11 protein-coding genes are annotated in these 19,065 nt (G+C 62.8%); 6 read left to right on the top strand and 5 right to left on the bottom strand.

The genetic code is table 11. From position 1 onward, the window contains the following. Positions 1 to 3: 3 nt before the first annotated feature. The 5 genes from DESLA_RS23080 to DESLA_RS0100960 all read left to right on the top strand — a co-directional run bounded on the left by DESLA_RS23080 (position 4) and on the right by DESLA_RS0100960 (position 7,931). A complete protein-coding gene (locus DESLA_RS23080; RefSeq protein ID WP_028571034.1) occupies positions 4 to 1,731 on the top strand; it encodes an ASKHA domain-containing protein in 1,728 nt (575 codons plus the stop codon). Continuing rightward, a complete protein-coding gene (locus tag DESLA_RS17915; protein ID WP_028571033.1) occupies positions 1,724 to 3,154 on the top strand; it encodes a small ribosomal subunit Rsm22 family protein in 1,431 nt (476 codons plus the stop codon). Before DESLA_RS23080 ends, DESLA_RS17915 begins: the two co-directional genes overlap by 8 nt. Positions 3,155 to 3,184: 30 nt before the next feature. Then, on the top strand, positions 3,185 to 3,640 hold the full coding sequence (locus DESLA_RS17910) for a response regulator (protein ID WP_051434257.1): 456 nt from the start codon (positions 3,185 to 3,187) through the stop codon (positions 3,638 to 3,640). A gap of 20 nt (positions 3,641 to 3,660) precedes the next feature. Continuing rightward, a complete protein-coding gene (recQ, locus tag DESLA_RS0100965; RefSeq protein ID WP_084031789.1) occupies positions 3,661 to 6,555 on the top strand; it encodes a DNA helicase RecQ in 2,895 nt (964 codons plus the stop codon). A 428-nt stretch (positions 6,556 to 6,983) separates the two neighbouring features. Then, complete coding sequence (locus tag DESLA_RS0100960) at positions 6,984 to 7,931, top strand: sulfite exporter TauE/SafE family protein (RefSeq protein WP_028571031.1); 948 nt, start codon at positions 6,984 to 6,986, stop codon at positions 7,929 to 7,931. A gap of 148 nt (positions 7,932 to 8,079) precedes the next feature. Here the strand turns inward: DESLA_RS0100960 and DESLA_RS0100955 are convergent, their stop codons facing one another. Next, entirely contained in the window at positions 8,080 to 8,505 is a 426-nt protein-coding gene (locus DESLA_RS0100955) for a fluoride efflux transporter FluC (RefSeq protein WP_435050747.1), read from the bottom strand. Beyond that, positions 8,489 to 9,619, bottom strand: a complete 1,131-nt coding sequence (locus tag DESLA_RS17905) for an FIST signal transduction protein (protein ID WP_051434256.1) — start codon at positions 9,617 to 9,619, stop codon at positions 8,489 to 8,491. The genes DESLA_RS0100955 and DESLA_RS17905 overlap by 17 nt, the downstream gene beginning before the upstream one ends. A gap of 333 nt (positions 9,620 to 9,952) precedes the next feature. Here DESLA_RS17905 and DESLA_RS21340 point away from each other — a divergent pair, with 333 nt between their 5' ends. After that, the gene (locus DESLA_RS21340) at positions 9,953 to 13,084 is read left to right on the top strand and encodes an ATP-binding protein (protein ID WP_051434255.1); all 3,132 of its coding nucleotides are present in this window, start codon (positions 9,953 to 9,955) and stop codon (positions 13,082 to 13,084) included. Between the two features lie 21 nt (positions 13,085 to 13,105). Here the strand turns inward: DESLA_RS21340 and DESLA_RS17895 are convergent, their stop codons facing one another. The 3 genes from DESLA_RS17895 to DESLA_RS0100925 form a co-directional block, all read right to left on the bottom strand. Then, positions 13,106 to 14,671 (bottom strand): DEAD/DEAH box helicase, encoded by a 1,566-nt coding sequence (locus DESLA_RS17895; protein WP_051434254.1) that lies wholly within the window; start codon positions 14,669 to 14,671, stop codon positions 13,106 to 13,108. A gap of 52 nt (positions 14,672 to 14,723) precedes the next feature. After that, on the bottom strand, positions 14,724 to 17,771 hold the full coding sequence (locus DESLA_RS0100930) for an AIR synthase-related protein (protein WP_028571028.1): 3,048 nt from the start codon (positions 17,769 to 17,771) through the stop codon (positions 14,724 to 14,726). Positions 17,772 to 17,991: 220 nt separating this feature from the next. Next, complete coding sequence (locus DESLA_RS0100925; RefSeq protein WP_028571027.1) at positions 17,992 to 19,044, bottom strand: polyprenyl synthetase family protein; 1,053 nt, start codon at positions 19,042 to 19,044, stop codon at positions 17,992 to 17,994. Positions 19,045 to 19,065: the final 21 nt, after the last annotated feature.

The raw sequence follows: 19,065 nt of genomic DNA, 5'->3' as shown, positions 1-19,065 counted from the left end.
CCGGTGACCAGCGAATCCGGCGCGGCCGACGTGCTTGTCGTCGAGGACGCTCTCCGGTTCACCCGACTGGTCCGGATAACTCCGGAACGGACCCTGGCCCAAGTCTTGTTTCTGGAGGGACTTTGGCCGACGAAGCCGTTTTGCAGCGGTCTGGGGCGATGCGGTCATTGTCTGGTGTATGTGGCTGGCGATTCCGAGCCAACGACGGACGAACGGAAGACCCTGGCCCCGGAGATCCTGGAGCAAGGCGGGCGATTGGCCTGCCGCCGCCAGGCCGAAGGCGGACTGAGGGTCCGGCTGCCGTTTGCGTTTCCCGGAACTGCCGCCGAATTTGCCGGTGCTTTCGAAACGAAGGGAATCGCCCTGGAGCGGGCCGTCAGCGGGTCATTGGCCCTGGCCGTGGACCTGGGGACCACCAGCCTGCACTGGCAATTCCTGGACGACAAGGGCGTCCTGGCCCAGGGGCGGGAACTCAATCCGCAGTTGGCCGCCGGCAGCGAGGTGATGTCCCGGCTGGGATTCGCCCTGGCCGCTCCGGACAACGCCCGGATGCTCCGGGACGTGGTGTCGCGACGGCTGCGCGAACTGACCATGGCCCTGCCTGCTCCGGTGGAGCGGATCTGCGTGGCCGGGAACACGGTGATGACTGCCCTGCTGCTGGAATGGCCGCTGAAGGGGCTGGCCGCGGCCCCGTATCAGAAGCCCCACGAAGGCGGATTCTGGACCAGGCTGCCTTTTCAGGAAGCGCTGCCGGAAACAACGAACCCGGAAACAGCGAACCCAGAAACAGCGAGCGAAGGCGCTCCAGAAGATACCGGGAGCCCCGACGGCGGGCGAACCTACATCCCGCCGCAACCAGCGCCGTTTATCGGCGGCGACCTCAGCGCCGGACTCGCGGCCCTGCATTTCACCGCCGCCCCCCCGCCGACCTATCCGTTCCTCCTGGCGGACCTGGGAACCAACGGCGAGTTCATTCTGGCCCTGGGGCCAAAGCGGTATTTAGCGGCCAGCGTGCCCATGGGGCCGGCTTTGGAAGGCATCGGCATGTCCTGTGGTTCCGCGGCCCTGCCCGGGGTCTGGGTGGACGTGGCCGTGACGCCGTTTGGACTGCGGCCCCGGCCCCTTGAAGACCCGGACAGGGAAGACTCAGGTGCGGGAAACAGAAGCGAGGCCCAAAGAAAATCGGATCGACAGCGAATTTCCGGGACCGGGTACCTGGCCCTGCTGGCCGGGCTGCTGCGCCTGGGGCTCCTGGACCGCACCGGGGGCTTCGCGGCCGGGGACAGCCCTCTGGCCCGGCGGGTCGGATTGGGCTTGGCGGACCGGGACGGTGAACGGCGCTTTTTGCTCGGTCCGGACGTCTACCTGACCGGACGCGACGTGGAAGAGGTGCTCAAGGTCAAAGCGGCCTTCAATCTGGCCTTTTCCCGGCTGCTGGCCGAGGGCGGCATTCAACCGGAGGCGCTGCGGGCCGTATATCTGGCCGGGGCCCTGGGCGAGCATGCGGATCTTTCCGCCCTGGAGGAACTGGGTTTCGTCCCGCCCGGCTACCGACGCCGGATCCATCCCGTGGGCAACAGTTCCCTGGCCGGGGCCGCCCTGCTGGTGAACAACCCCGAGGCCAGGGACTGGATCGAAAGGACCGCGCCGATGATCACGACCCTGAATATCGGCCAGGAACCGGATTTTTTTTCACACTACACGCAAAGGTTGGTCTTTCGCCATGTCTGACGCCCCATCTCGCCCTGTCGGCACCCCCGGTTTCTCCGGCGCGCCGTTTCCCGATCTTTCCGTTGCTGCCCAGCGGGCCCTGACGGACTACGCCGACCTGCTGCGGGAGGTCATGCCGATGAAGGCCGCCCATCGGCGCAGGCTGGCGGACAACATTCAGGAACTGTCCTCGTTTCTCATCGAAGACCGCGCCGAATTTCTGGGGCGGGACTACCTGCACGCTCCGGCGGCCCTGGGGGCCTATCTGTGGTACTTCCTGCCCTGGAACCTGGTGCGCCTGAGCCGACTGCTGGGCGGACTGGACCTGGACCTGCCCGACGGTGCGACCATCGTGGACCTGGGCTCCGGACCGCTGACCGTGGTCCAGGCTTTGGCCTTGGCCAGGCCGGACCTGTTGACCAGGGAGCTGCACTTCCACTGCCTGGACGCCACGCCCAAGCCGATGCGCGAAGGCCGGAAACTGTACCACGGCCTGGTGAACAGCCTGGAAAACACGTTGGCCCAGGGCCAAAGCCGGTGGAAAATCCATCTCGTTCACGCCCCGTGGCACGTGGGCCTCAAAGACCTGCCCCGGGCCGACCTGCTCACCGCGGCCAATTTCCTGAACGAACTGCCCTGGCATCGCCGGGATCCTCTCGGCGAACAAGTCGCGGATTTTTTCCGGACCGTGGCCGCGCATCAGCGGCACGGCGGCCGGTGCCTGTTCGTGGAGCCCGGAAACCGCCTCGGCGGGAAGCTGGTCAGCCTGGTCCGGGAAAGCTCCGTGGCCGAGGGCTGGCGCGTGCTCGGCCCCTGCACCCATCACCAGGCCTGTCCGATGCTCGAATACCGGGAAACATCCTGGTGCCATTTCACCCTGTCCACCCGCGGCTGTCCGCCCTGGCTCGCGGAATTGTCCCGGGAAGCCGAATTGACCAAACGGGACGTGAGCCTGAGCTACGCGTATTTGGCCGGGCCCGATGTGGCCGATCCCGCCCCGGCCCCCAAAGCCCCGGACGCCGGGGCGGGATCGGCCAGAGTCATCAGCGCCGAATTTTCCGTTCCGACACGGGACCACGGACAAATGATCGGACGCTACGGCTGCGCGGCCCAGGGCAAACTGTTGATCCTCTCCGCGCCGGGCGCACCCGGTACGCGCTCCGGCGATCTCGTCCCCGTCCGCCTTGCTGAACCTTCCTGGCGCGACCCCAAAAGCCATGCCGTGGTGGCCGAGTTGTCTTCGACCGCGGGCAAAACAAAGTCCGGAACGGACAAGCCGAAACCGAAGCAAGGAACCATGCCCAAGGCGACCGTTTCCGACAAACCGAAGCAAGCCTCTTCCAAAGAATCGACGGGCATGGATCGAAAAAGAGACTCGCGACCGCGACCCGCCGGGCCTTCGGCGAAAGTCTCGAAAAAACGTCCCAAATCGAAACCGGATTAGTCCGTGTCACCATCAAAACAAGGACAGTCTATGCGCACGCTGATTGTTGAGGACAGCCGAAGCATGCGGGAACATCTTCGGGAGATCGTGGCGCCCTACGGCCGGGTCGTTCAGGTGCCCGACGGAAGACAGGCCGTGAACGCCTTTATTCGGTCCCTGGAGGACAAAAAGCTGTTCGACCTGATCCTGATGGACATCGAGATGCCGGTTCTGGACGGGCACCAGGCCTTGAGCATGATCCGCCGCCTGGAAGAGCAGCGCCTGGGCGGCATCCGGACCAAGGCCGTGATGGTTTCGAGCCTTGCGGACTATGACAACATCCTCAAGGCCCAGTTCGAGGAACGGGCCGACGCCTATCTGACCAAACCCTTTGAGCCGGAAATGCTCCTGGAAATCCTGCGCAATCACGGCCTGATCGACAAAGGGCCTTTTCCGGAGGAAGACGCTAAAACCTCTCCTAAAACCTCTCCTGACACGTCCCCCTGATCCGCCAAGCCCCTCGCCCCATGCATCCAATTCCCATCTTCACCATCGGCTACGGCTCCCGAACCATTGAGGAACTACTGGATCTGCTCCGGGCGCACGACATCGACTATCTCCTGGATGTCCGCTCCAAACCGTACTCCAAGCGGCGTCCGGAATACGCCAAGAAAGCCCTGGAAGAGCGGCTGAAAGCGAACGGTCCGCGCTACGTGTTCATGGGCGACGACCTGGGAGGCTTGCCGGACGATTCCGAAGAATGCGCGGCACCTGGGCCGGGCAAGGACAATCCGCGGCAGTCCCCGACTCACTCCCCGGCCTTCCGCCGGGGGCTGGCCCGGCTGCGCAAGGCCTTTGCCCAGCAGGCCCGCGTGGCCCTGCTCTGTTGCGAGGCCAGGCCGGAGCACTGTCACCGGGCCCTGTTGATCGGAACGAGTCTGGCGGCGGAAGGCGTGCCCGTGGTCCATATCGACGAACACGGCGCGCTGATCTCCCAGGCAGCGGTGCCGGCACGGCGGGATGCTTCGGGGTTGAGCGAGCAGCCCGGCCATGAAGACGCGATGGACGGAGTGAGCGTGACGGACGGAGCGGACGAGCCCGATCCAACGGATCGCTTCGCCCCGCCGGAAGACGACGCCCCGCCGCTCACGGACGCGGACATGCCGGGGAACCAGGATCAAGACCTGGAGGAAGCAGCACGGCCCGAGTCCGTTTCGCCGCCCCTTCCGCTCCTGGACCTGAGCCGGTTCGCTTCCGCCGACCCGGCGACCATCCTCAAGCAGGTCTTTGGCTACGACGCCTTTCGGCCATTACAGGCCGAGGTCATTGCCGATGTGCTGGCCAGGCGGGACACGTTGGCGATCATGCCCACGGGCAGCGGCAAGTCCTTGTGCTACCAACTTCCGGCCCTGATGTTTCCGGGGCTGACCGTGGTGGTCTCCCCGCTCATCGCCCTGATGGAAGACCAGGTGATGCAGGCCCGGGAACTGGGGCTGCCCGCCGTGTTTCTGAACAGCACCCTTCCGGGGCACGAGTATCAGGCGGTGCTGACGGATATCCGGGCCGGGCAGGTCAAACTGCTCTACGCGGCTCCGGAAACCCTGCTTCTGCCCGGAATTCTGGAACTCCTGAAAAGCGTGGCCGTGGACTGCCTGACCATTGACGAGGCCCACTGCATTTCCGAATGGGGCCATGATTTCCGTCCGGAGTACCGCCGGTTGCTGGAAGTTCGCCGCCTGCTGCCCGCCGCGGTCTGCCTGGCGGTCACGGCCACGGCCACGGAGCTGGTCCGCCGGGACATCAAGGCCGCCCTGGGCATTGGCGACGCCCAGACGCACCTGGCCGGCTTCAACCGGGAAAATCTTTTTCTGGAGGTTGCCCCCAAGGCACGGGCCGCGGACCAACTTATGGAATTTGTTCAGGCCCGTGCGGACCAGGCCGGAATCATCTACTGCGCCACCCGCAAGCAAGTGGACGTACTGTCCGAAATGCTGCGCTCCAGGGGCCACGATGCCCTGCCCTACCACGCCGGCCTGGACGCCCCCACCCGGATGCGTCACCAGCGCCGGTTCATCCGCGACGATGTCCGGATCATGGTGGCCACCATCGCCTTCGGCATGGGCATCAACAAGTCCGACATCCGCTACGTGGTGCACTACGACCTGCCCAAAAACCTGGAGAGCTACTACCAGCAGGTGGGCCGGGCCGGGCGGGACGGGCTGCGGGCGGACTGTCTGCTGCTGTTCACCTACGGCGACGTGCAGACCACGGCCTCCTTCATCAAGAAAATGGACCCGGCCCAACAAAAACCGGCCCGGATGCAGCTGGAAGCCATGCTCGGCTACGCCGAATCCACGGTCTGCCGCCGGATTCCCCTGCTGAGCTACTTCAACGAGTCGTATCCGGAAGAAAACTGCGGGATGTGCGACAACTGCCTCACCCCGCGCCGGGAGCCCGAGGACATGACCGTGGCCGCCCAGAAATTCCTGTCCTGCGTCAAGCGCACCGGCGAGATGTTCGGGATGACCCACGTCATCGACGTGCTGCGCGGCTCCCGCTCGGAAAAGGTGCTCAGCCGGGGCCACGACGCCCTGTCCACCTACAACATCGGCCTGGAGTACTCCAAGAAGCAGTGGCAGCATCTGGCCCGCCAGTTCATCCAGCAGGGCCTGCTGATCCAGGACATGGAACACGGCGGCCTGCGCCTCGGGCCGGAGGCCTACGAAGTCTTCCGGGGCCGCAAGGTCCTGGGCGTGCTTCCCGAGCCGGACCACGCCGCCGCGCCGTCCTCCGGCCCGACGGGCCGGGACCATGATCCGGATCTGTTCGCGCTGCTGCGCGCCAAGCGCAAGGCCCTGGCCGAGGCGGCCAATGTCCCGCCCTACGTGATTTTCTCGGATCGCACCCTGGTGGAAATGGCCGCGCTGTTTCCCCAGTCCCCCGGCGCCCTGGCCATGGTCCACGGGGTCGGCGAGGCCAAGCTGGCCCGCTATGCCGAGGAATTCCTGCCCATAATCCGCGATTACTGCGCAAAGCGCGGCATCGCCGAACAGTTCCCCTCAGCCCAACCCGCCGTCCCCCGCAAGCAGACCGAAGGCCTGGGCGCCCGGACCCTGGAAGTCCTCGCGCTGCACGAGCAGGGCCGGACCATCGCCCAACTCTGCGAAACATTCTCGGTCAAACCGGGCACGATCATCAACCACCTCTGGCAAGCCCTCCAGGCCGGCCGCCCCGTTCGCGGCGACACCCTGGCCGACCAAATTTCCCTGCCCCCGGACACCCTGGACCGGGCTCTCAATGCCTTCGCCGAACACGGCCCGGACCGCCTCCGCCCGGTGTTCGACGCCCTGGAAGGGACCGTCGGGTACGACGACCTGCATCTGGTCCGGCTGCATGTGGTCCTGAGCGGGCAAGAGAGATGACGCGGCACCTTACAACGCCAGCCGACCGGCATCGCTGTTTGAATCCCGCAAGCAGGGCAATTTTGTTCTCGAACCACGGGCACTCTGGATCGGTATCGAAACCGAAATCGTGATCGAAATCGATTTTTGGTAACATTCCGATTTCGATTTCGATTTCGATGTCGATTTCGATGATTGCTGGCCTTCCCTTGGGGGGGGGCTTGAACACCCTACAATCTACGACTCTGAAATTATAGATATTTTTCAGAAATCAAAATAGCCCTGAATCCCGCAAGCCCGGCCCGTTGACACGACAATCTTCCGGGTGTAGCCCTGAACTGACACGCAATAAATATTTTTCATGTTAATCGCCCGGATCAAGAATGCCGGAAGCTTCCCGAAGCTCCGGAGGCAGAACTGCCCGTCGTCCTCAAGCCAGGAGGTTCCCCATGCTTTTCCCCGTCTCCGGAGTCGAAGTGGCCCCGTGGATTCCCTTTGCGGCCGGTTTTGCCGTGGCCTTCATCTGCTCCATGGGCGGCGTATCCGGGGCCAACCTGTTGCTGCCCTTTCAGATGAGCGTGCTGGGCTTCGTCACCCCGGCGGTCAGCGCCACCAATCACCTGTTCAACATCGTGGCCATTCCCAGCGGAGTCTACCGCTTCATCCGGGAAGGCCGGATGGTCTGGCCCCTGGCCTGGGTGGTCATCGCCGGAACCGTGCCCGGCGTTTTGCTGGGCGTCATCCTGCGGGTCAAATACCTTCCCGACCCGACCCACTTCAAGGCGTTTGCCGGACTGGTGCTGCTGTATATCGGCTTCATCATGGTCCGCTCACAGATCAAGGGGCCTGCTCCCGGATCGGACAAGGCTTCATCGGAAAAACGATTTCAAGAATTGGTGGCCGGGTTTCGGAAAAAGGAAGCCAGGTCCGGAGAGCCCCTTCCAAGAGTCAAAGTTGACCAGATCGGGCTGAAGACCATCGATTACTCCTTTTACGGTGAGAACATCAGCGCCCCGACCATGGGCATCTTCTGGCTCAGCGCCATTGTCGGCGTTGTCGGCGGGATGTACGGCATCGGCGGCGGGGCCATCATCGCCCCCTTCTTCGTGGCCGTGTTCCAGCTGCCGGTGTACACCATCGCCGGAGCCTGCCTGATGAGCACGTTCATCACGTCCGTGGTGGCGGCCGTCTTCTACCAGGCCATCGCCCCGCTCTACCCGCACATGGCCGTGGCCCCGGACTGGACCCTGGGCATTCTGATGGGCGTGGGGGGGATGATCGGCATGTACGCCGGAGCCCGGATGCAAAAATTCGTCCCGGCCCAGGCCATCAAGTGGCTCCTGGCCTTCATTCTGGTCTTTACCGGCGGACGTTACGTGATCGGATTTCTGTTCTGATTTTCGACAGCGTAACTCCTCACCTGCGTTCTGTTGAAGAGTTTACGGGATGGTTCAAATCTGTTGACGTGAAGAATGAACCGCCCGCTTCGTACAGGACGCAAGGTCACCAAGAAGAGAGCGAAATTATGACACCCCGCGAGCCGTTTCATCGTTCCCCTCCCCACCACCCGACCCGAAACCCCGCGGCCAGGGCCGCGAAGCCCAGCAGGTTTTGCCCGATGATTTTCAGGGCGAGGATCAGCCATAGACCCTGCTGGAGCAATACCTCGGCCTCGAAGACGTAGGTGGAAAAGGTGGTGAAGGAGCCGACGAAGCCGGTCAGCAGGACGAGGCCCAGGGGTTTGGGGATCAGGGCGCGTTGCTCGGAAAGCGCCCAGATCAGGCCGAAAAGGAAGCAGCCCAGGACGTTGGCCAGGGAGGTGCCCCAGGGAAAGGGGCCCGGCAGCAGGGAGGCCGCCGAAGATATCCCGTACCGGGCCAAAGCCCCGGCCGCTCCGAACAGCCCGATGAGCAGGGCCGTGGCCATAGGGGACAAGGGTGGAGATGGGAGGCGCTCAGGCACGCTGGTCATCAAAAATTCCGACCACCGACGTCTTGTTGTAAAATTCCAGGTAGGCGTCTCCGGTATTGGCGATTTCCCCCAGGGTCAGGGCCCCGGCCATGGGCAGGCCCACATCCACCACCTTCAACTCCCGATCAAAATCATTCTCCAAAAACAGGACACGGGAAATGCAGTCCACGAAGAGCATCGACCGGCCTGAGCCTTCTTCTTCGGAAATCCCGGCCTCAGCCAGTTCCCGGGCGTGAGCCGCCCCGGCCACCAGGGAGTCCGGGTTCCCGCTGAGAATATGCACGTGGCCGCCCTCGGCCACATCGCCGACGCAGACCATCTTGGTTCCGTCCAGGATGATCGGATCGCGGACGATCATCTCCGCGTCCAGCTTGGCAATGCCCAAAGGATAGGACTTGGCCAAGTCGAAAAACGGTTCCGCGGCAAAAGTCCGGCCGGAATGGGCCTCCACGACTTCCTTGTACACCTCGAAAGCCGGCCGCCGGTTCAGGCTGATCACCGTGTTGTGATCGGCTTCGGTGACCTTGTAGGCATCGCTGATCGGGACCCATCCGTGGGCCACGCCGATGGAGCTTCGGGTGTCCGCCAGGGCCAGGATCGCGGCATCCTGAAGCAGCCCGTGGTTGGTGAACAAGCAGGGCTTTTGCTGAAAACTCAAGGACCCCGCACCGCCGCCGATATAGTTGGGCAACAGGCCCAGACAGTTGAACAGAGAGTCGATCAAGGCCGTGATCCGGGTGCTCAGCCCGTCCACGAACACGAACATGGTCTGCTCCGTGGGGTCCATTTCGCCGAACAGGTCCAGGATGGTCCCGAAATAGTCCCCCGCCGGATCGCTCAGTCCGGGAATCACGCCGCACTTTGCTTCGAAACGCAGCCCGATCACCAGAGCCCCGTGCTCCAGGGCTTTCCGGTCGTGGATGATGCGCGGGAACACGCCGCCGAAAACCGGCTTCGGGCAGGACCGAAGGACCGGGTTCAGAGCCTCGGCCTGCAGATTATCCGCGTCGCAAGCCAGAATCATCAGGGAGCGGGCGTCCGGATCGTCCGCGACCCGCTGGATCAGCGCGCCCAGGTTCGTGGAGTTCGGGACCTCAAGAAAGTGGAGGTGCATGATGTCCTCTGTAAATCGGATAATCAGGTGTTTGGCTCAGCCGTTATGCCGCGACCCTTGCCTCGTTGTTCAAGGCTCTCGACCTTTCCGCTTCTATTTTCCCTACAAGGTTCCAAAATGAACCACAAGACTTTCCAAAACGCTCCCAAAATACTTTCGAAACACTTTCGGATCGTCGCCTGATCAGCATCGGAAAGCCGGTCCAACCTCATGAATATCTTGCCTCCCCGGCGACGTTTCCGTAATGTCGCGAAAATGTATGAGGGCATTCCTCATTGCGTCATCAACCGCCTCTCCTCAAGTATGTCTGAAAATCCCACACCGACCGCAAACATGACCGCAACCGACGAGATCATGGCCGTGTTCGACAGCACCCCGGCCATGATCTGCGCCCTGGACGAGGAACAACGCATCCTGTTCGCCAACCGGGCCATGCGCAACTTTCTGGGCATGAGCATCGAAGACTTGCGCCTCGGCCGGGCCTGCGGCGTGTTCGGATGCATCAGGGCTCAAGAACACCCGCGAGGGTGCGGATACGGCGAAAGCTGCACCACGTGCGAGGTGAACAACGCCATTCGGAACACGCTCCAAACCGGCGTTCCGTTTCAGGACATCGAATTCCGGACCACGTTGGTCAGTGGGGAGGGTCACCGGGACGTGGTCCTGCTGGCGGCCACGGCCAGGCTGACGGCGGACAACCGGAGCAGAGTCCTGCTGACCTTGTCCGACATTTCGGACCGGCACCGGATGGAACAAAACCTGCGCGAGACCCAGGAACGTTTTCAGACTCTGTTCCATACCAGCCCCAACCCGCTGATCCTGACCCGAATGAAAGACGGCGAGATCATAGAAATCAATGAGGCTTTCATGACGTTAAGCGGCTTCAGCCGTCACGAAATCCTGGGCAGAACCACGCTGGGACTGAATATTTGGGAACATCCCGAACAGCGAGACGTGTTCCTGGACTTGCTGCGAAAGAATGGAGCATGCTCCCACTTTGAAGCCACTTTTCGGATGAAAAACCAAAAGATGCTCACCGGACTGATGTTCGCCAGGATGATTCATTTTCATGGAGAGCCGCACATTTTTTCAGCGGTCCAGGACATCAGTGAACGGGTCGCGGCCCGCGAGCAGATCCAGTACCAGATCGACCTGCAGCACCTGCTTATGGACCTCTCCTTGCTCTTCCTGAACGTGCCCATGGATTTCCTGGACGAGGCCCTGCAGGAAGCCCTGGCCCGGGTAGGAGCGTTTTCCAAGACCGATCGCGTTTATATTTTCTCCTACGATTTTCAACAGCAAACCATGCGCAACACATATGAATGGTGCCCCCCGGGGGTTGAGCCGGAAATCAGCAACCTCCAAAGCGTCTCGTTCGACGAAGCCCCGAACCAGGTCAACCACCACCGATCCGGAGAGCCTTTCTACATCGACGACGTAAGCGCCATGTCCGAAGCTGACCCCTTGCGAAAGCATCTGGCGGACCAAGGCATCCTCTCCGTGCTCTCAGTGCCGTTGCTGGACGGCCAGGAGTGCATCGGGTTCGTGGGTTTCGACTCGGTCCAGCGTCGAAGGGAATGGTCGGCCACGGAGATCAAGCTGTTCAAGGTCCTGGCGGAACTCCTGGTCAACGTCATCCGACGCAAACGTCGGGAGGAAGAGCTGAAGGCGGCCAGGTCCGAGGCGGAACGGGCCAATATCGCCAAAAGCCGCTTTTTGGCCACCATGAGTCATGAGATCCGTACGCCCATGAACGGTGTTGTGGGTATGACCGAACTGCTTCTGGATACGGAGTTGAACGAGGAACAGTCCAGGTACGCCCAGGTGATCCACTCCAGCGGCGAGGCCCTGCTTGGGCTGATCAACGACATCCTGGACTTTTCCAAAATCGAGGCGGACAAGCTGGAACTGGAAGTAGTGCCTTTTTCCCTCCCCGAGGTTCTGGACGCGACGGTGAACATGCTGGCCGTGACGGCACAGACGAAAGGCCTGCACCTCGCCTGGCAAAAACACGACGACGTGCCCATCGCCCTTGTGGGCGACCCCCTGCGCCTGCGCCAGATCCTGCTCAATCTATGTGGGAATGCCGTAAAATTTACGGAAACTGGAGAAGTGAAGATCGAGGTTGTTGTTGCGGAGGTTCACGGTTCACGGTTCAACGGTTCAACGGTTGGTGAAACGACGAACGGCGGTGTCGCCGTAGGGAGGAGAAATCTTACGCCCAGCGATATCGCGCCAACGGCAAAACCTTCCGACAACAACCCGGAGCCAACCGTGAACCGTGAACCCCATATGGTACATCTCCGCTTCAATGTTCACGACACGGGCCCGGGCATCCCCGCAGACAAACTCCAGCTCCTGTTTCAATGCTTCCAGCAGGTGGACGCGTCCACCACCCGGCAGTTCGGAGGCACCGGCCTTGGCTTGGCCATTTCCAAGCGTCTGGCGGAAATGATGGACGGGCAAATCGGCGTGGAAAGCGCCGAGGGACGGGGATCCTCCTTCTGGTTCACGGCTCAATTCGCTAAGCAGCCCAGCGCATGCGCCTCGGAAAGTCCGAGTCAAACCATGCTTCGGGAAGCACATCGGCCCGAACAAATGGAACAGCTTCCTCAAGTTCGGCTCGGCCTTCGCGTTTTGCTGGTGGAGGACAACCCGGTCAACCAACTCGTGACCCAGAAAATGTTACAGAAAATGGGCATTTTCGCGGATACGGCGAACAATGGCCAAAAAGCCGTGGCCGCCGTGAAAAAGCAGGTCTACGATCTGGTGTTCATGGATATCGAAATGCCGATCATGGACGGGCTGGAGGCGACGAGAAAAATAAGGAGTCAGGAGTCAGAAGCCGGAAGTCAGAGTTCCGGCCCTCAGGTCTCAGGTTTCAACCCTCAGCCCCCCCATCGGCGTACGCCGATCATCGCCCTGACCGCCCACGCCGTGCATGGAGACCGAGAGCGGTTCCTGGCCGCGGGGTTCGACGACTACCTGGCCAAACCACTGCGGTTCGAGGCCTTGCACGAAACCGTGATCCAATGGACGAAACCGGCAAACTCACCCGACGAGTCTCTTTCCAAGACCGCATCCTGCATAGAGTCAGGCATGAAGTCGACCACGGAAACCGACACTGTCTGCAACAAGCCGGAACTTCTGGGCCGGGTCATGGGGGATCACGATCTGGTTCATGACGTGCTCCGTTCTCTGGTTGACAACGGAGCCGCACGGATCTCGGCCATCAAGGCCCATCTGGCACGGGCCGACGCACGGGCCGTGAGCAACGAGGCCCATGGCCTGAAGGGCGCGGCCCTGAACTGCAGTTGCCCGTTCCTGGCCGAGACAGCCCGAAAAATGGAAGACGCGGGCCGCAACAACGACCTTGACGCACTTCGGGCCCTGTTTCCACGCTTGGAGCGGGATTTCGAGGCGGTGTGCGACCTGGTGACGCGGGCCGACGAGAAGGCCGCCTAGAGGCTGTCTACAGGATCACGATCAGCCTTCAGCTCCGCCCATACCCCCCGACCCGTTTTCAGCGGCCGTTGTTTCGGCTCCCTCGATCTTGGCCTTGGGCTTGCGTCGGCGGCGTTTCTTCCTGGCCGCCGCGACGGACGGATCGGCCTGGGCAGCCTGTGAGACCTGGACAACGGGCTTCTTCCGACGCTTGGGTTCGGCCTCGACATCGGGACGAGGCGGAGAGACGTTCATGGAGCGCTGGTACATCTCATCCAGGAGCAGGGCCAGCAGGGCCGCGGTATCCTCGCTCTCGGCGAACCTGGGGATGGTTGGAAGAAAGCGGGCGGCCCGCTCTTTTTGGGCCAGGGTCAAACGGCGTTGCATATTTTCCAACAACACCGTGATCCGGTTCTCCAACGCGGGCAGAACGTCGGCCTCCTCCGGGGCGGGACGCTCCAGCATCTTGATCCCGAACCGGTTTGCGATCCGACCCAGCTCGATCTTCTCCATGATGTCCACCAGGGTGACCACCGAACCCGAGGCACCGGCCCGACCGGTTCGTCCGGCCCTGTGGATATAGGACTCCGGGTCCTCCGGGGCTTCGTACAAAAAGACATGGGACAACCCGGGGATGTCGATGCCCCGTCCGGCCACGTCCGTGGCCACCAGAAAACGCAGATTGCCGGAACGGATCCGGGCCAGGACTTCCTCGCGCTTGTTCTGGGTGAGATTGGAGGAAATATCCTCGGCGTCGAACCCGTACTGCTTGAGAATCGCCGCCACGAACTCCACGTTGTTTTTCGTGTTGCAGAAAATGATCGCCGAGGTGGGATTCTCCATCTCCAGCAGGCGGATCAAGACCTTGTCCCGCTGCATGGGCGGAACCACGCAGAAGGAATGGTCGATTTCCGCGATATGCACCTGATCCCCGGACAGGCCAAGAAAGGCCGGCTCGCTCAGGAACTCCCGCCCCAGACGGATCACGCTTTCCGGGTAGGTGGCAGAAAACATGAAGGCGTCGTAGCCCGAGGACGGCAGGTAGCGTTGCAGCTCGCGCATATCCGGGTAGAAGCCCACGGAAAGCATCCGGTCCGCCTCGTCGAAAATCAGGGTGCGCAGGCGATCCAGGGTCAGGTTGCGGCCCAGCAGATGATCCAGAATCCGGCCCGGGGTGCCCACCACCAAATGCGCGCCCAACCGAAAGGCGTCCCGCTGGGCCTGGTAGCCCACGCCGCCGTACACCGGGACCACGTTCAACCCGCTCTCCCCGGCCAAAACCTTGGCCTCCTCGGCCACCTGCCGGGCCAGCTCCCGGGTGGGAGTCAGCACCAGGGCCTGACAATCCGGACGGGAAACGTCGATCCGCTCCAGCAGAGGCAGGATAAAGGCCCCGGTCTTGCCGCTTCCGGTCCGGGCCTGAACCATGACGTCCTGTCCGGCCAGCACGTATGGAATGGCCTTGGTCTGAACCAAAGTCAGGTCGGACCACCCGGCCCGGGCACAGCCCTCACGTAGCGTCTCGGGCAAACCGGCCAATTCGGCCTCGGGAAGTTCAGGATTCGGCCCGGCTATCTGGGATTGTTGGCTATTATTCGCTTCGGTCAATTGTTGCTCCTCATTTCTTTGAATTTACTGATGATTTCCGCAATTTCCCCACTCACCAATCCATGGTCGCTTTCCACGCGAAGGCCAGACGTTCCACGGACGCGACAAGCACCGGGGCTTCGGCGTTGGTGATGCGCAGTGTCGGGTTCTGGTCCACGTGGCCGATGCGAGCCAGGGTTTGGCCCGTGAACAGGGCTTCGAATTCCGATGCCTGATCCGGGGCCACGCAGACCAGCAAGCGACCGGAAGATTCGCTGTAGAGCAGGGTTGTCACGGGCAGGTCGTGGGGGCAGGTCGGAACCGGGGCCAGATCGATCCGCGCACCCAGGCGTCCGCCGATGGCCATTTCCGCCAGGGCCGCCCCCAGGCCGCCGTCGGAGAGATCGTGGGCCGCCCGGACCAGGCCGGAGCGGATGGCTTTGTGCAGGGTATGGTAGCGTCGGCGATTGGCCAGGGCGTCCACCTGGGGGACCAATCCCGTAGCTGGTCCGCCAGCCACTCCAAGCTTGTCGGCCAGCTCGTCGGCCAGCTCGGAACCGCCCAGTTCGGAGCGGGTCACGCCCAACAGATAGATCAGATCTCCAGACTGCTTGAAGTCCGAAGACACGCAGGCCCGGACATCCTCCACCACGCCCACCAGGCTGAAAAGCACGGTGGGCGGGACGGAAATTTTCACCCCGCCCACGGAGTAGTCGTTCTTCATGGAATCCTTGCCCGAAACGCAGGGCACGCCGTAAGCCAGGCAATAATGAGCCAGGGCCTGGTTGGCCCGGACCAGTTGGGCCAGCTTGTGGCGACCGTCCGGGGTCTTTTCGGATTGGACCGGGTCGCACCAGCAGAAGTTGTCCACTCCGGCCATCCTCCCGGGGTCCGCGCCCACGGCCACGGCGTTGCGCACGGCCTCGTCCACGGCATTGGCGGTCATCCAATAGGTGTCCAGGTCGCTGAACTTGGGGCAGATTCCGTGAGAGACCACCAAACCCTGGTGGGAATCCAGCAGCGGACGAAGCACCGCCGCGTCCGTGGGACCGTCGGCCAGGATACCCATCAAGGGCTTGATCACGCTGCCGCCCTGGACCTCGTGGTCGTACTGGCGGATGACGTACTCCTTGCTGCACACGTTGAGCCGCCCAAGAATGCGTTCCAATAGTCCGCCATGGTCGATGTCACCGCCGGGTTCGATCCGGACGTCATGTTGCTCCGGCGGCGTCCAAACGGCTTCCAGGCGCATCTGGGGCGTGCCGTTGTGCAGGAAATCCATCTCCAGGCTGCCCACCACCCGGTCGCCGAAACGGATGTGGAACAACCCGCTGTCGGTGAACGTTCCCAGGGCCGTTGCCTCCACGTCCATGCGCCGGGCCAGGGCCAGGAAGGCGTCCAGTTCCTCCGGGGCCACGGCGGCGGTCATCCGTTCCTGGGCCTCGGAGAGCAGGATTTCCCAGGGCGTCAGTCCGTCGTATTTCAGGGGGGCCAGGCTCAGGTCCAGATCGCAACCGCCGCTGTCCTGGGCCATCTCCCCCACCGAGGAACTCAAGCCCCCGGCGCCGTTGTCCGTGATGGCCCGGTACAGGCCCCGGTCCCGGGCGGTCATCAGAAAGTCGTACATCTTGCGCTGGGTGATGGGGTCGCCGATCTGCACCGCGGTGGCCGGGGAGTCCTCGTGCAGCTCCTCGGAGGAAAAGGTGGCCCCGTGGATGCCGTCCTTGCCGATCCGCCCGCCGATCATCACGATCACGTCTCCGGGACGGGCCTCCTTGGCATGGCTGGGCCGCCCGGCGACCACGGACGGCATGATCCCCACGGTCCCACAGAAGATCAACGGCTTGCCCAGGAACCGCTCGTGAAAGACCAGGGAGCCGTTGACCGTGGGAATGCCGGACTTGTTCCCGCCGTGCTCCACGCCCTCGCGCACGCCCTCCAGCACCCGGCGGGGATGGAGCAGCCGAGGGGGCAGGGGCTGATCGTAAAAGGGCGAGCCCAGGCAGAAGACATCGGTATTGCAGAGCAGGTTCGCGCCCAGGCCCGTGCCCATGGGGTCGCGGTTCACGCCAACGATCCCGGTCAGGGCCCCGCCGTAGGGGTCCAGGGCCGAAGGGCTGTTGTGGGTTTCCACCTTCACGCAGATGTTGTGACCCTGGTCGAACCGGATCACCCCGGCGTTGTCCTTGAACACGGACAGGCAGAAGTCGTCCGCGCCCATGCGCCGACGCAGCAAGGCCGTGGGATTCTGGATAAAGGTCTTGTACAGACTATTGATGGTTTTCGAAGCGCCCCCGGCCATCCGGGAACCGTCCGGATTCGTGATCCGGTAGTCGATTCGGGCGTTGAAAATCTTGTGCTTGCAGTGCTCGGACCAGGTCTGGGCCAGGGCTTCCAGTTCCACGTCAGTAGGGGATTCCGGCAACCCCTGGGCTGCGCGGGCCGCGCGGATATCCGACCGCTCGTAATAGCCGCGGATGGCCTGCATTTCCTCCAGACTGAGGGCCAGGACGCCCTTGCGGCTGATCTCCAGCAATTCCGCGTCGCTGAGGCCGGAAAGCGGAATGGATTGGACCGCGTCGCTGGGCCGACCGATCACCTGGGCGGCCCGGGCCGGGAAGCCGGGTTCAGCTTGCCACTGAGCCAAACTCTTCAGGTCGAAGCGTTGAATCAGTTCGTTGGCCAGCAAGTCCGTGGCGATGCGCCGGGCGTCGGATTCGTCGAGCCTTCCGGAAAGCAGATACCGGGTGGAGGTGTACACGGCGAAATCCTTAGGCCGGGGCGTGGGCAACCCCAGGACCATGGCCACGCTCTGGCCCGCGGTCCGACCTTCGTTGTCCGTCACCCCGGGCCGGAACCCCACTTCCAGGGTCCAGGCGAATCCGGTTTCCGGAACAGGCAAGGGCTCCAGGGAAGCTTGATGCAAGATGGGGTCATGGAGCACATGGCGCTCCAAGACCAGACGGACCTGGGCTTCGTCCAGTCCGGCCACGGTAAAGACTTTGATGGTCCGTACATCGCCCACGGCCAAGCCCAACTCCTGCGAAATCTTCCGGCTGACCCGGTTTCCGAGGGTATCCGTCACATGGGGCCGCAGGCCCACTTCCACCCGCCACAACATAGGCGCTCCTGTAGTCTTCGGGTTCACGGTTCAGGGTTCACGGTTCATTGTCTCCCACGGTGGAACGTGAGAAAAGAAAGAAGGCAAGGACGTTTGGGATAGGTTTCCAGGCGGAAAGACTGCGAAGCGCCAAGTTAAGGCATTCGGCTCGGGCTGAAAAAAAGCGGCGTCGGATAGGGCGGCGACCATTTCGGATTGGCTCCCAGCCGCAAAGCCGGGATTATTTTTCGCGGTGAAGAGTGTGCTGAAGCGCTTCCAGAAGAGCGATGCGTTCCGGACATTCCGGCAGGGAGGAAAGCGCCTTTTCGGCCAAAGCGACGTACCGGGCTGCCCGGGCGCGGGTCTCTTCCACGCAGCCTGCGTCGCGCACCGCCTGAACGACCCGACCGTGGCGGGCCGTGTCCTGAACGGAGAGAGCGCCGGGATCGGCCGCCGCGCCCAGGGCTCGCACCCAAGTCAGAATTTCTAGGCGCTCGGCCTCGGGCAAGGTTTCCAGGTAACAAATCAGGGGCAGAGTCAGCTTGCCTTCCCGCAGATCATTGCCCACGGGCTTCCCGGCCACCTCGGCCGTGGTCGAGTAATCCAGAGCGTCGTCCGTGAGCTGGAAGGCGATACCCAGGTTGATGCCGTAGTCCAGAGCGGTCTGGGCCGCTTGCTCGTCCCCGCCGGCCGCCAAGGCCCCGCAATGACAGGCCGCCTGAATCAGATAGGCCGTCTTGCCGGTGATGATCTCCAGGTAGTGCTCCTGGGACAGGGTGGGCCGCTTGATCCACTCCAGTTCCTGAATCTCTCCGGAAGCCGTACGCATGATGGCTTCGGCCACTCTCCAGCTCAACCGGGCGTCGCCGTACTCGGCCACGAGCCTGTTGGCCAGGGCCAGCAGCACGTCCCCGGCCAGGATGGTTTCGGTCTTGCCGTAGACGAGATGGGCCGTGGTCCGGCCGCGGCGCAGGTCGCTGGCGTCCAGGATGTCGTCGTGCAGCAACGTGGCCGAGTGCAGAAACTCCATGGAACAGGCCAGAGGATAAATGTCCGATCCGCCTGAAGGAGAATATGGAAAAGAAGAAGGCGCGGACGAAATGCGTTCACCCGTGTCGCGAGCAACGCACCGGAAAAAAAGAATGGTCAGCAAAGGCCGCAACCGCTTTCCCCCGGCCATGAGCACATGCTCGGCCACGGCACGGACCAATTCCGGCAATTCCCGGGTCTCCCGGGCCAAATGATCGTTGATGATCGGTAATTCGTCTTGAAGCAGGCCTTGAAGAACGTGCATCCGGCTTCTGTTATCCGCTTC

The organism is Desulfonatronum lacustre DSM 10312 (assembly GCF_000519265.1).
GTDB classification, from domain to species: Bacteria; Desulfobacterota; Desulfovibrionia; order Desulfovibrionales; family Desulfonatronaceae; genus Desulfonatronum; species Desulfonatronum lacustre.
The sequence above is the reverse complement of the archived record's forward strand: the minus strand, read 5'-3'. Positions and strand labels throughout refer to the sequence as shown.